Below are 12,323 nucleotides of genomic sequence, written 5' to 3' on the forward strand. Positions count from 1 at the left end.
GGAGCGGTCCCGCATACGAAGATGGCCGACATGTCAGAGACCCTCCACAGTGACGACGCCCCCCGGCTGCCCCGTCAGGTCGCCGACGCCTACGTCGACGACCTCATCGCCATCGACCCGATCACCGGCACCTACCTCGGTGTGGCCGAGAGCTCCTCGAAGCTCCCGGACTTCTCCCCGGCAGGACGCGCGGCGGTCGCCGAGCTCGCCCGCACCACCCTTGCCCGCCTGGACGCCGCCGAGCGGCTGCCCGGCGCCGACAGCGACGCCGAGCGCCGCTGCGGGCGTCTGCTGCGCGAGCGCCTCGACGCGGAACTCGCGGTGTACGAGGCCGACGAGGACCTGCGCGCGGTCAGCAACATCCACTCCCCCGCGCACTCCGTCCGCGAGGTCTTCACGCTGACCCCGGCCGACTCGGCCGAGGACTGGGCGGCGATCGCGGAGCGGCTGCGCGCCGTCCCGGCGGCCTTCGCCGGCTACCGCGAGAGCCTGCGGCTCGGGCTGGACCGCGGCCTGTACGGCGGCCCGCGCCCCACCGCCACCTTCATCGGGCAGCTCACCACCTGGGCCGGCCAGGACGACGACGGCGGGCGCGACTTCTTCGGGGAGTTCGCCTCGGGCGGCCCGGAGCCGCTGCGCGCCGAACTGGACGAGGCGGCGGCCGGTGCGACGGCCGCCGTCGTGGAACTGCGCGACTGGATGCGCGAGGTGTACGCCCCGGCCGTCGCGGGCGCCCCGGACACCGTGGGCCGTGAGCGCTACGCCCGCTGGTCGCGGTACTTCAACGGTACGGACCTGGACCTGGACGAGGCGTACGCCTACGGCTGGTCGGAGTACCACCGGCTGCTCGCCGAGATGAAGGCGGAGGCGGGCAAGATCCTGCCGGGTGCGAACCCGTGGGACGCGCTGCGGCACCTGGACGAGCACGGCACCCACATCGAGGGCGTCGACGAGGTCCAGGCCTGGCTCCAGGGCCTCATGGACGAGGCGATCGAGAACCTGGACGGCACCCACTTCGAACTCGCGGAGCGGGTCAAGAAGGTGGAGTCCATGATCGCCCCGGCGGGCGGCGCGGCGGCCCCGTACTACACCAACCCCTCGGAGGACTTCTCCCGTCCGGGGCGCACCTGGCTGCCGACGATGGGCCAGACCCGGTTCCCGGTGTACGACCTGGTCTCCACCTGGTACCACGAGGGCGTTCCGGGCCACCACCTCCAGCTGGCGCAGTGGACGCACGTCGCGGACCAGCTCTCCCGCTACCAGGCCAGTGTCGGCCTCGTCAGCGCCAACGCCGAGGGCTGGGCCCTGTACGCGGAGCGGCTGATGGACGAGCTGGGCTACCTCAAGGACGCCGAGCAGCGCCTCGGTTACCTGGACTGCCAGATGATGCGCGCCGCGCGGGTCATCGTGGACATCGGCATGCACCTGGAGCTGGAGATCCCGGCGGACTCGCCGTTCCACCCGGGTGAGCGCTGGACGGTGGACCTGGCCCAGGAGTTCTTCGGCCTGCACAGCGGGCGGCCGGCGGACTTCATCGAGAGCGAGCTGACCCGGTACGTGTCGATGCCGGGCCAGGCGATCGGCTACAAGCTGGGCGAGCGTGCCTGGCTGCTGGGCCGGGACAACGCACGCGCCGCGCACGGCGACTCCTTCGACCTGAAGGCGTGGCACATGGCGGCGCTGTCGCAGGGTTCGCTGGGGCTGGACGACCTGCTGGACGAGCTCTCGAAGCTCTGAGATCCCCGCTCTCGGAAATGCGCGCGCCGGGCCGCCCGCTCCTCGACGGAGCCGGGCGGCCCGTCGCGTTCGTACGGGTCGGCAAGCGACTTCAGCAGCCGCAGTCGTCGGAGTCCGTGGGCGCGGTCAGCGGGTCGGCCTCGGCGCGCTGCCGGCTGCCCTCCCAGGTCTCGACCTCGAAGCCCTCGCGGATCCAGTACTCGATGCCGCCGAGCATCTCCTTGACCTGGAAGCCGAGTTCGGCGAGGGCCAGGGCGGAGCGGGTGGCGCCGTTGCAGCCGGGGCCCCAGCAGTACGTCACCACCGGGACGTTCTTGTCCAGGAGCCGCTCGGCCTGTTCGGGGATGAGCGCGGTGGGCAGGTGGACGGCGCCGGGCACGTGGGCCTGGTCCCAGGAGGGGGTCGAGCGGGAGTCGATCAGCTGGAAGCCGAGCTCGGCGCCCTCCTCGCGGTGGGCCCTGACGGCGCCGGCGACATCGGACACGTCCGCGTGGAAGGCGAGGCTCGCCGCGAAGTAGGCGGCGGCAGCGGCCGGACTCGCCGGGGGGACCCTGAGCACGGGGTTGACCGGGGCGGCGGAGGCGGAGGCAGCGGCGGCGGAAGCGGTGTTCGATGTCGTCGTCATGGCTCAAAATCTACGAGCCGATGATCACTGCCGGAAGTGAGATTCCCCGGCCTTCCCCTTGTCCGGCCGGGGAATCCCCTGTTAGACCTGAGCGATGACCGACTATTCCCCTGACGCCACCGACTGGCGCATCCTCTCCGCCCTCCAACTGGACGGCCGCGCCAGCTTCGCCGATCTCGCCCGCACCGTATCCATGTCGGCGAGCGCGGTCACCGAGCGGGTCCGGCGGCTGGAGGAGGCCGGTGTGATCACCGGGTACACCGCCACGGTCGACCCGGAGAAGCTCGGCAAGTCCATCCTCGCCCTGGTACGGCTGCGCTATCCGCACGGCAACTACAAGCCGTTCCACGACCTGCTGGAGTCGACCCCGGAGATCCTGGAGGCGCACCACGTCACGGGCGACGACTGTTTCGTGCTCAAGGTGGCGGCCCGCTCCATGGCCCATCTGGAGGAGGTCGCGGGCCGGATCTCCGGGCTCGGCGCGGTCACGACGAGCATCGTGTACTCCTCCCCGCTCCCGCGCAGGCCGCTCAGCCCGTGAGTCCCGGCGACCGGGCGGCGCCGCCCGCGCTCAGTGCGCGGCCCCCGCCATGCGGTGGCGCACCACCGAGCCGCCGCGCTGCTTGACGATCTCCAGCTGGGCCTGGACGCGCGTGCGCAGATCGGCGACGTGGCTCACGATGCCCACGCTGCGGTCCCGCTCGCGCAGGGAGTCCAGTACGTCGAGCACCTCGTCCAGGGCCTGGTCGTCGAGGCTGCCGAAGCCCTCGTCGATGAACAGGGTGTCGAGGCGCATGCCGCCCGCCTCGTCGGTGACCACGTCGGCCAGCCCCAGGGCCAGGGCGAGCGAGGCGAAGAAGGTCTCGCCGCCGGACAGGGTCGCGGTGTCCCGCTCGCTGCCGGTCCAGGCGTCCACCACGTGCAGCCCGAGGCCCGAGCGGCCGCGTCCGCTCGCCTTCGCGTCCGAGTGGACGAGGGTGTAGCGGCCACCCGACATCCGCAGCAGCCGGACCGTCGCGGCCGCGGCGACCTGCTCCAGCCGCGCGGCCAGGACGTACGCCTCCAGCCGCATCTTGCGCTCGTTGTCGGCGGAGGTGCCCGCGGTGAGTCCGGCCAGCCTGGCCACCCGGTCGTACGCCTCGCGCAGCGGGCCCAGGGCGCGCAGCTCGTGCTCCGCCTGCCGGGAGAGCCGGTCCAGTTCGGCGCAGCGCACCCGGGCGGCGTCGACGGCCGAGCCGGCGGTACGCAGCTTCGCGGCGGCCGCGGCGGCGTACTCCTCGGCTCCGTGCGGATCGGCGGGCGGACGGCCCGCCGCGGCGGCGGTGTCGCTCTCCGCGTGCCGGTCGGCCAGCATGGCCTCCTCGGCCTGCCAGGAGTCCAGCCGGTGCTGGAGCGCGGTGCGTTCGTACTCCGGGAGCACCGCGTCGGCGGCCTCCTCGGTGGTGTCGAAGCCCGCCTTGAAGGAGGCGTCGGCCAGCTGGTCGTCGGCCTCCTTCAGGCGCGCGGCGGTGGCCTCGGCGCGGCGCAGCGAGCCGGCCGCCGCGGTGACCATGCGGACCCGGTCCTCCAGGATCCGGGCGCGGGCCGCGACGCTGGGCGCGTCGCCCCGTACGAGGACCAGTTCGGCCTCCAGCGCGGCCTGCTCCCGGTCGAGGGCCTCGCGGCGGGAGGCCCGGGCGGCGGCCCGGCGCTCGGCGTCGAGCCGGTCGGCGCTGCGTGCGGCGTGCTCCCGCTCGGCGCGGGCGAGGCGCTCCCGGGCCGCGTGCAGGCCGGCCGCGTCCGCGTGGGCCGCGGCGTGCCGGGAGCTCAGGTCGGAGGTCAGTTCCAGCAGTTCGGCGGTGGTGGCGTCCCCGGCGGCGGCCGCGGCTTCGGTCTCGGCCTCCTGGACGGCGGCCAGTTTCCGCTCGACGGCGGCCCTGCGTTCCTCGGCCTGTTCGAAGCGGGCGTGGGCGGCGTCCTCGGCGGCCCGGTCCACGTGCCCGGGGGCCGGGCGAGCCGGAAGCGGGTGCTGCGCCGATCCGCACACCGTGCAGGGCTCCCCCGCCACCAGGGCCTCGGCCAGTTCGGCGGCGATCCCGCGCAGCCGGGACTCCTTCAGCTCCAGCCAGCGCTCCCGGGCGGCGGTGGAGGCCTCGCGGGCGGAGAGCAGTTCCCCCGCGGCGACTTCGGCCTCGGCGGCCAGGGCGTCGCGCCGCCGGGCCGCGTTCAGGTGCAGCCGGGCCGGCTCCAGCTTGCCCGCGAGCTGCTCGGCCAGGGTCGCGGCCTGCTGGGCGGAGTCGGCGCGGGCGGCCAGCGCGGCCCGGGTGGTCTCCCAGCGGGCGAGCCACTCGGCGGACTCCTGATGCCGTTCGTCGGCGTCCCGGGACTCCCGGTCCAGGGTGGCCCGCTCGCGGCCGATCTCGGCGCTGCGCTGCTCGGCCCGCTGGGCGGCGCCGACCGCTCCGAGTTCCTCGCGCAGCCGCTGCTCGACGGCGGCGAGCTGCTCGGTGCCCGCCTCCGCGAGGGCCGGCGGGAGTTCGGCTCGGGCGACGGACTCCGCGTGCGCGGCGGTCAGGTGGGCTGCGGCCGCGGCTCCGCGCAGCTCCAGGGCGGGGGCCACCAAAGAACCCCGGCGGGCCCGGTCCAGCAGGGCCCGCACCCGCTCCCGCTCGGGCGCGGCCTGCGCGAGGAGGGCCGCCCGGCGGGTGGTCTCGGCGTGCCGGCGCTGGAGCCGGTCGAGCTCGCGCGCGTCCTCGGCGGCCCGCCGGGCGGCGGCGTACCGTCCCTCGACGGCGGCCAGGGCGTACTCCGCGACGGTCAGCCGCTCCCGGGCGGCGCACCGGGCGACCGCCGCCCAGGCCCGGACGGCCTCGGCGAGGCCGGGGTCGCCGGGCTGGTGGCGGGGCAGCGGCCAGGCGCGCAGGTCGGCGCTGTCCCCGGCGGCCTGGGCGAGGCGCTGGGCGGTGCCGAGGACCTTCTCGTCGCCGGTGCGCACCTTGGCCTCGGCGGCCCGGCGGCGCTCCGCGAGCAGGGTTTCGACGGCGGCGAAGCGGCGGGTGTCGAAGAGCCGCCCGAGCAGCCGGCCCCGGGCTTCGGCGCCGGCCCGCAGGAACTGCGCGAACTCTCCCTGGGGCAGCAGGACCACCTGGCAGAACTGGTCGCGGCTCATGCCGAGGAGCTGTTCGATCTCCTCGCCGATCTCCTGGTGCGACCGGCTCAGCCCCTGCCATGCGCCGTCGAGGTGTTCGCGGAGCCAGCTCTGGGCCTTGTCCTTGGTCGTCCCGGTGCCGCGCTTCTTCGGCCGGTCCTGTTCGGGCCTGCGGGTGATCTCCAGCCTGCGGCCGCCCGCGGTGAGTTCGAGGGTGACTTCGGTGGGGGTGTCGGGGGACGCGTGGTCGCTGCGCAGGCTGGTGCCCGGGTTCTGGCGGACTCCGGGGACGGACGCGTACAGGGCGTAGCAGACGGCGTCGAGGACGGAGGTCTTGCCCGCGCCGGTGGGGCCGTGCAGGAGGAAGATCCCGGCGCCGGACAGGGCGTCGAAGTCGATCTCCTGGGGTTCGGCGAAGGGTCCGAAGGCCGTGACCTTGAGCCGGTGCAGCCTCATCGGGCGGTCTCCTCGTGCTGGGCCTGGGCCCGTACGTCGTCGAAGGCGCCCTGCAGCACGGCCCGTTCGGCCTCGTCGGCGAAGCCGCCCCCGCGTACGTGGGCGACGAAGTCCTCGGCGATCTCCTGGTCGCTGCGGCCCTTGAGGCGCTGGGCGTACGAGGTTCCGCTGTCCTCCTCGCGGCCTTCGGGGTCGAAGGCGAGGCTGAGGGTGTGCGGGAAGCGGGCGGCGAGGCGTGCCATCGGGTCTTCGGGCCGGACCGGGTCGGTGAGGGTGGCCTCGACCCAGGAGTCCTCGCAGACGGTGAGGGCCGGGTCGGCCAGGAGCCCGTCCAGCCGTCCCCGGATCCGGGCGAGGGGCCGCGGGACGGGGGTGTCGATCCGCTCGGCGCTCACCAGCTCGCCTTCCGCGCCGAGCTCGATCAGCCACATCGTCTTGCGGTGGTCGGCTTCGGAGAAGGAGTAGGCGAGCGGGGAACCGGAGTAGCGGACCCGTTCGTTGATCTTCTGGCAGCCGTGGAGGTGGCCGAGGGCGGCGTAGTCCACCCCGTCGAAGACCGCGGCGGGCACGGCCTCGACGCCTCCGACGGTGATGTCGCGCTCGCTGTCGCTGCTCTGCCCGCCGGTGACGAAGGCGTGCGCGAGGACGATCGAGCGGGTTCCGGGCGCGCGGCCGGCCAGGTCGGCCCGGATCCGCTCCATGGCCGCGCCCAGCACCGCCTCGTGGCTGACCTTCTCCGCCCCGAAGGCTTCCTTCACCAGGGCGGGTTCGAGGTACGGCAGCCCGTACAGCGCCACGTCACCGTGTACGTCGGCCAGCACCACGGGGTCGGCGCAGCCCGCGGGATCGGTCCTGAGGAAGATCCCGGCCCGGTCGATCAGCCCGGCGCCGACACCCAGGCGGCGGGCGGAGTCGTGGTTCCCGGAGATCATCACGGTCGGCACCCCGAGGTCGGCCAGCCGGTGCAGGGCCCGGTCGTACAGCTCGACGGCGGGCAGCGGGGGCACCGCGCGGTCGTAGATGTCCCCGGCGACGAGGACGGCGTCGACCTCGTGTTCCCCGGCGGCCGCGACGAGGTGGTCGATGAAGTCGGCCTGGGCTGCGAGCATGTTCACGCGGTGGAAGGAGCGCCCGAGGTGCCAGTCGGAGGTGTGCAGGAACTTCACTCGCCGGCCCCGCCGCGCATGCCGTCTCCCCCTGGTCGTCCTCTGGCCCTGTGCCCCCTCTACGCTAACCCGTCACCGGGGCCTGCGAGGCCGCTCTTCAGGGCGCGTAGGTCTCCCCGCCCAGGGTGAGGGTGGCGCTGCCCGCGGTGCTGTCGGCCAGCCAGGCCTCGAAGGCGGGCAGCTCGGCCTCCGGGAGGGCCACCTCGATCTCCACGGCGGTCCCGTAGCGCAGGTCGACCACCGTCCGGCCGGTGGAGCGCAGGTCGTTCTGGGTCTTGCCGGCGCGCTGGTGGTCGACGGTGACGGTGGCCAGCCGGTAGCGGCGCCGGGTGACGGTGCCGAGGGCGTCGAGGGCCTCGCCGACGACTCCGCCGTAGGCCCGGATCAGTCCGCCGGCGCCGAGCTTCACCCCGCCGTAGTAGCGGGTGACGACGGCCACCGCGTAGCGGATGTCCCGCCGGGTCAGCATCTGCAGCATGGGCACGCCGGCGGTGCCGCCGGGCTCGCCGTCGTCGCTGGCCTTCTGGACGGAGGCGTCGGCGCCGATCACGTAGGCGTAGCAGTTGTGCGTGGCGGTGGGGTGCTCCTTGCGGATGCGCGCGACGAAGTCCTGCGCCTCCTGCTCGGTCGCGGCGGGCGCGAGCGAGCACAGGAACCGCGAGCGGTTGATCTCGGACTCGTGCACGCCCTCGCGGGCCACCGTCACGTACTGGTCTGCCTTCACCGCTCCACCCTAAGCCGTGGCGCGCGGGCCCGAGATCGCCCGCAGCCCCCGGCCCCGGGCCCCGGCCCCGGCGGCACCTCGTGCCCGGTGCGGGCGGTACGGCTGAGGGAGAACCGGGGGTACGGGGGGCGCCGGGAATCGGACCCGTACCTTCGCGGTTGATCCCGCTGCGGGCCGGTATCCGGCCCGCCCCGCGAGCAGCACCGGACCAGCAGGAGGCGGCGCACGTGTACGGCGACCCGGCAACCATCCGCAAGATCCTCACCGAACTCGGCGACACCTGGGCCGTGGTGGGCCTGTCCAACAACGAGGACCGGGCGGCCTACGGCGTGGCCCGGGTCCTCCAGCGGTTCGGCAAGCGCGTGATCCCCGTACATCCCAAGGCGGAGACGGTGCACGGGGAGCAGGGGTACGCCTCGCTCGGGGAGATCCCCTTCAAGGTGGACGTGGTGGACGTCTTCGTGAACAGCGCCCTCGCCGGCGCGGTCGCCGACGAGGCCGTGGCCGCCGGAGCGGAGGCGGTCTGGTTCCAGCTGAACGTGGTCGACGAGACCGCGTTCGCCCGTACCCGCGAGGCCGGGCTGGAGATGGTCATGGACCGCTGCCCGGCGATCGAGATCCCCGCTCTCTGACCCGGTGCGCGGCCGCCGCGCCTACGGCACGCTCACGGGCGGGATCGAGACCGCCATGGTCATCTCCATCGGCTCGGTCCCGTCGTTGCGGTACTCGTGGGGGGCGTTGGCCTCGAAGGAGACGGCCCCGCCCGCCGGCACCTCGTACGCCTCCCCGTCGACGAGCAGCGTGAGGGTTCCGGCCGTGATGTGCAGCATCTCCAAGGTGCCTGCCGGGTGGGGGTCCGATGCCGTGCCCTCGCCCGGCTCCAGGCGGTAGGTCCACACCTCCAGCGGCCCGCGCCGGTCGTCTCCGAGCAGCATGGTCGCGCCGCTGCCGCCTTCGGTGGACCACATCCTGACCCCCTGCCCGGGCAGCACCAGGTGCACCTGCGGGCCGCGGTCCCGGTCGAGCAGGGTCGTGATGCTCACGCCGAGGGCATCGGCCAGTTTGACGGTGGTTCCGACGCTGGGGTTCGTCCGGGCCTGCTCGATCTGGATGATCATCCCGCGGCTGACCCCGGCCCTGGCCGCCAGCGCCTCCAGGGTGAAACCGCGCTCGCCGCGCCAGCGCTTGAGGTTCCGGGCGAGTGCCTGGGTGAGGTCCTCGAGATCCGACAACGTACCGCCCCCTGCTTTCGGCGTCCAATATTTTGAATGACAGGGTCCAATGGAGTGGACTACTGTGCGCTGTACTTCACCGTTCAATGCACTGTACTGCGAGGTCCTGCCATGACCACCCTGTTCGCCCTGGCCACAGCCGTGTTGTGGGGCCTAGCCGACTTCGGCGGCGGGCTGCTGACCCGCCGCATACCGGCGCTCACGGTGGTCGTCGTCTCGCAGATCGTCGCCGTCGTCGTGCTCGGCGCGGTCGTGCTCGGCACCGGCGCGTGGCGGGAGGCCGGGCCGCAGCTGTGGTTCGCGGTCGGTGCCGGGCTGGTCGGACCGGTGGCGATGCTCAGCTTCTACAAGGCACTGGCCCTCGGCCCGATGGGCGTGGTGTCCCCGCTGGGCTCGCTCGGAGTGGTCGTGCCGGTCGGGGCCGGGCTGGCGCTCGGCGAGCGGCCGGGACCCGGCCAGTTCGCCGGGATCGCCGTGGCCGTCGTGGGGATCGTGCTCGCCGGCGGCCCGGAACTGCGCGGAGCGCCCGTACAGCGGCAGGCCGTCGTCCTCACCCTGGTCGCGGCCTTCGGGTTCGGCGCGGTGATGGCCCTGATCTCGCACGCCTCCACCACCCTCACCGGGCTGTTCCTGGCCCTGTTCGTACAGCGGGTGACCAACGTGGCCGCGGGCGGTGCGGCCCTGTGGGTCCAGGCCCGGCGCGGCACCCCGGCCCTCCCGGCGGACGGCGGCCCGCGGATCCTGTGGGGGCTGCTGCCCGCGCTGGCCTTCGTCGGCCTCGCCGACGTCGCGGCGAACGGCACCTACTCCGTCGCCGCCCAGAGCGGACCGGTCACCGTGGCCGCCGTGCTCTCCTCGCTGTACCCGGTGATCACCGCGCTCGCGGCCTTCGTCGTGCTCAAGGAGCGGCTGCGGACCGTCCAGGCCGCCGGGGCCGGACTCGCCCTCGCGGGAACGGTCCTGCTGGCCGCCGGCTGAGGGATGCGCCGGGCGGGAATCGGACGGCCTACGCCGGGTCGCCCGCGGTCTCGGCCGTGCGCTGTCCGGACGCCTCCAGCTCCGCCAGCGCGCGCAGCTGCTCCGGGGTGACCCCGTCGGCTATCGGCACCGGCGCCGGGGTGCGCAGCGGCGGCTGCCAGCCCGTCGCGGGCTCCCACCGCCGGACGATGCGCGCCGGCGCCCCCGCAACCACCGCGTGGTCGGGTACCTCGCCCCGTACGACCGCCCCCGCGGCCACCACCACGTTGCGGCCCAGCTTCGCCCCGGGCAGTATCACCGCCCCGGTCCCGAGCCAGCAGCCCGGGCCGATCTCCACGGGGGCGCTGCGGGGCCACTGCTTGCCGACGGGCTCGTGCGGATCGTCGTAACTGTGGTTGGTGGAGGTGATGTACACCCCGGGCCCGCAGAAGGTGTCGTCCCCGATGCTGATCCGGGTGTCCGCGATGACGTGGCTGCCCCGGCCGAGGACCACTCCGTTGCCCAGGACCAGCATCGGCTCCGGACCGAGGTCGAGGTCCGGCATCATCCCGGCGGTGAGGGTGACCTGCTCGGCGATGATGCAGTGCTCCCCGAGCCGGATCCAGGGCTCGCCGAAGACGGTGCCCTGGGGGAAGGCGAGCCGGGTGCCGTGCCCGATGGCACCGAAGCGCAGCCGTCCGGGGGTCTCGGCCGTGACGGCGCCGGCCCGCTGCATCCAGCGCCAGCCCGCGTGGACGGCGCGGTTGACCATCCTGCGGCGCAGGGATGAGAACGTGTTCTGGTTCTTCGGCACCCGGTCACCGTAACGTGCCCGGCGCCCTGCCGCGCCGTGATCTTCACCCCATCTCCGGCGCCCGGACCCGGTGGCCTACCGTGCTGTGAGCGCGGCATCCCGGAGAACACGGAACAGAGGGAAGAGAACATGACGCAGCAGCCGGCCCAGGCACTCGTGGCGGGCGTGGGCGGAAAGCAGCCGGTCGTCGACCCCACGGCCTTCACGGCGCCGACCTCCGTGGTGATCGGTGAGGTCACCCTGGGCGCGGGGGCGAGCATCTGGTACTCGGCCGTGCTGCGCGCGGACTGCGGCCCGATCACGCTGGGCGCCGACAGCAACGTGCAGGACAACTGCACCGTCCACGTGGACCCCGGCTTCCCGGTGTCCATCGGCGAGCGCGTCTCCATCGGCCACAACGCGGTGGTGCACGGCTGCACCGTCGAGGACGACTGCCTCATCGGGATGGGCGCGACCGTACTGAACGGGGCGGTGATCGGCGCCGGCTCGCTGGTCGCCGCGCAGGCGCTGGTCCCGCAGGGCATGGTGGTCCCGCCCGGCTCACTGGTCGCGGGCGTCCCGGCCAAGGTGCGGCGGGAGCTGACCGCGGAGGAGCGCGAGGGCATCAAGGTCAACGCCCTGATGTACACGGAGCTCACCCGGCAGCACCGCGCCGCGCTGGCCCCGGACGCCTGAGCCCTGCCGTCAAGGTGGCGCCGGGCACACCTCCGTCGGCCCGGCGCCCCGGATCCGGGGCGCCGGCGCGGTGCGGGAGGGTCAGTCGGAGACGCGCGCCGGGGCCGTCGGGGCCGCCTGGGCCGGTACGCCCGGCTCGGGCTGCTCCCGGACCGCGGCCGCCGCCTTCTTCATCCGGCTGCGCAGCACCAGCGTGACCGTGAGCCCGATCAGCACGGCCACCAGCAGCGCCAGCCAGGAGAACCGCTTCAGCCACGGCTCGGCGACGATCCCGACCGAGTAGATGACGGCGGTGGTGCCGCCCGCCCAGAGGATCCCGCCGAGGACGTTCGCGATCAGGAACCGCCAGTACGGCATGTGCAGCACACCCGCCAGCGGCCCCGCGAAGATCCGCAGCAGCGCCACGAACCGCCCGAAGAAGACGGCCCACATGCCCCACTTGTCGAAGGAGCGTTCCGCCAGGGCCACGTGCTCGGGCCCGAAGTGCTTCGGGAAGCGCCTGCCCAGCTTCTCCAGCAGCGGCTTCCCGCCCCGTCGGCCGATCGCGTAGCCGATCGAGTCGCCCACGATGGCCCCGACGATCGCGCAGATGCCGAGCACCACCGGGTCGATGTCCCCGTGCTGCGAGGCCAGCAGGGCCGAGCTGACCAGGATGATCTCCCCGGGCAGCGGGATGCCCAGACTTTCCAGCCCGATGACCAGCCCCACCAGGAGATAGACGCTGACCGCCGGAATCGTCTCCAGCCATTCCTGGATGTGCACCGGTACGTCCTCCAGAGTCGTCTCCGGCGCGCCCCCTGTGACACGCCG

The 12,323-nt window shown here is 73.9% G+C and carries 12 protein-coding genes; 5 read left to right on the plus strand and 7 right to left on the minus strand.

Annotation, left to right across the window (positions count from 1 at the left end):
• The first annotated feature begins 30 nt into the window (after positions 1-30).
• Positions 31-1,737 (plus strand): DUF885 domain-containing protein, encoded by a 1,707-nt coding sequence (locus tag ACZ4TG_RS32295; protein ID WP_468169767.1) that lies wholly within the window; start codon positions 31-33, stop codon positions 1,735-1,737.
• 91 nt (positions 1,738-1,828) lie between these two features.
• On the opposite strand, the gene ACZ4TG_RS32300 is transcribed toward ACZ4TG_RS32295, so the two are convergent.
• Positions 1,829-2,362 carry a rhodanese-like domain-containing protein gene (locus ACZ4TG_RS32300; RefSeq protein WP_468169770.1) on the minus strand — a complete coding sequence of 178 codons (534 nt, stop codon included), beginning with the start codon at positions 2,360-2,362 and terminating at the stop codon, positions 1,829-1,831.
• Positions 2,363-2,456: 94 nt separating this feature from the next.
• Here ACZ4TG_RS32300 and ACZ4TG_RS32305 point away from each other — a divergent pair, with 94 nt between their 5' ends.
• Entirely contained in the window at positions 2,457-2,903 is a 447-nt protein-coding gene (locus ACZ4TG_RS32305; protein ID WP_468169772.1) for an Lrp/AsnC family transcriptional regulator, read from the plus strand.
• A gap of 30 nt (positions 2,904-2,933) precedes the next feature.
• Here the strand turns inward: ACZ4TG_RS32305 and ACZ4TG_RS32310 are convergent, their stop codons facing one another.
• The 3 genes from ACZ4TG_RS32310 to ACZ4TG_RS32320 all read right to left on the minus strand — a co-directional run bounded on the left by ACZ4TG_RS32310 (position 2,934) and on the right by ACZ4TG_RS32320 (position 7,835).
• Complete coding sequence (locus ACZ4TG_RS32310; protein ID WP_468169775.1) at positions 2,934-5,945, minus strand: AAA family ATPase; 3,012 nt, start codon at positions 5,943-5,945, stop codon at positions 2,934-2,936.
• Positions 5,942-7,111, minus strand: a complete 1,170-nt coding sequence (locus ACZ4TG_RS32315) for an exonuclease SbcCD subunit D (protein ID WP_468169778.1) — start codon at positions 7,109-7,111, stop codon at positions 5,942-5,944. The genes ACZ4TG_RS32310 and ACZ4TG_RS32315 overlap by 4 nt, the downstream gene beginning before the upstream one ends.
• Positions 7,112-7,208: 97 nt before the next feature.
• A complete protein-coding gene (locus ACZ4TG_RS32320; RefSeq protein WP_468169780.1) occupies positions 7,209-7,835 on the minus strand; it encodes a YigZ family protein in 627 nt (208 codons plus the stop codon).
• A gap of 227 nt (positions 7,836-8,062) precedes the next feature.
• Here ACZ4TG_RS32320 and ACZ4TG_RS32325 point away from each other — a divergent pair, with 227 nt between their 5' ends.
• Positions 8,063-8,467 (plus strand): CoA-binding protein, encoded by a 405-nt coding sequence (locus tag ACZ4TG_RS32325; protein ID WP_468169783.1) that lies wholly within the window; start codon positions 8,063-8,065, stop codon positions 8,465-8,467.
• Positions 8,468-8,488: 21 nt separating this feature from the next.
• Here the strand turns inward: ACZ4TG_RS32325 and ACZ4TG_RS32330 are convergent, their stop codons facing one another.
• Positions 8,489-9,067, minus strand: coding sequence for an XRE family transcriptional regulator (locus tag ACZ4TG_RS32330; protein WP_468169786.1), 579 nt, complete (start codon positions 9,065-9,067; stop codon positions 8,489-8,491).
• A gap of 111 nt (positions 9,068-9,178) precedes the next feature.
• On the opposite strand from ACZ4TG_RS32330, the gene ACZ4TG_RS32335 reads away from it, so the two are divergent.
• Positions 9,179-10,045 carry an EamA family transporter gene (locus ACZ4TG_RS32335; RefSeq protein WP_468169789.1) on the plus strand — a complete coding sequence of 289 codons (867 nt, stop codon included), beginning with the start codon at positions 9,179-9,181 and terminating at the stop codon, positions 10,043-10,045.
• Between the two features lie 28 nt (positions 10,046-10,073).
• On the opposite strand, the gene ACZ4TG_RS32340 is transcribed toward ACZ4TG_RS32335, so the two are convergent.
• Entirely contained in the window at positions 10,074-10,838 is a 765-nt protein-coding gene (locus ACZ4TG_RS32340; RefSeq protein ID WP_468169792.1) for an acyltransferase, read from the minus strand.
• A 129-nt stretch (positions 10,839-10,967) separates the two neighbouring features.
• On the opposite strand from ACZ4TG_RS32340, the gene ACZ4TG_RS32345 reads away from it, so the two are divergent.
• Positions 10,968-11,513 carry a gamma carbonic anhydrase family protein gene (locus tag ACZ4TG_RS32345; RefSeq protein ID WP_468169795.1) on the plus strand — a complete coding sequence of 182 codons (546 nt, stop codon included), beginning with the start codon at positions 10,968-10,970 and terminating at the stop codon, positions 11,511-11,513.
• A gap of 81 nt (positions 11,514-11,594) precedes the next feature.
• On the opposite strand, the gene ACZ4TG_RS32350 is transcribed toward ACZ4TG_RS32345, so the two are convergent.
• A complete protein-coding gene (locus ACZ4TG_RS32350) occupies positions 11,595-12,275 on the minus strand; it encodes a DedA family protein (protein WP_468169798.1) in 681 nt (226 codons plus the stop codon).
• Positions 12,276-12,323: the final 48 nt, after the last annotated feature.

The sequence above is a fragment of the Streptomyces sp. NPDC028314 genome (genome assembly GCF_055565795.1).

Excerpts from the sequence above, each read along its gene's own strand:
- ACZ4TG_RS32295 (WP_468169767.1), top strand. The coding sequence starts at position 31 with ATGTCAGAGACCCTCCACAGTGACGACGCCCCCCGGCTGCCCCGTCAG.
- ACZ4TG_RS32300 (WP_468169770.1), bottom strand. The coding sequence starts at position 2,362 with ATGACGACGACATCGAACACCGCTTCCGCCGCCGCTGCCTCCGCCTCC.
- ACZ4TG_RS32335 (WP_468169789.1), top strand. The coding sequence starts at position 9,179 with ATGACCACCCTGTTCGCCCTGGCCACAGCCGTGTTGTGGGGCCTAGCC.
- ACZ4TG_RS32310 (WP_468169775.1), bottom strand. The coding sequence starts at position 5,945 with ATGAGGCTGCACCGGCTCAAGGTCACGGCCTTCGGACCCTTCGCCGAA.
- ACZ4TG_RS32345 (WP_468169795.1), top strand. The coding sequence starts at position 10,968 with ATGACGCAGCAGCCGGCCCAGGCACTCGTGGCGGGCGTGGGCGGAAAG.
- ACZ4TG_RS32305 (WP_468169772.1), top strand. The coding sequence starts at position 2,457 with ATGACCGACTATTCCCCTGACGCCACCGACTGGCGCATCCTCTCCGCC.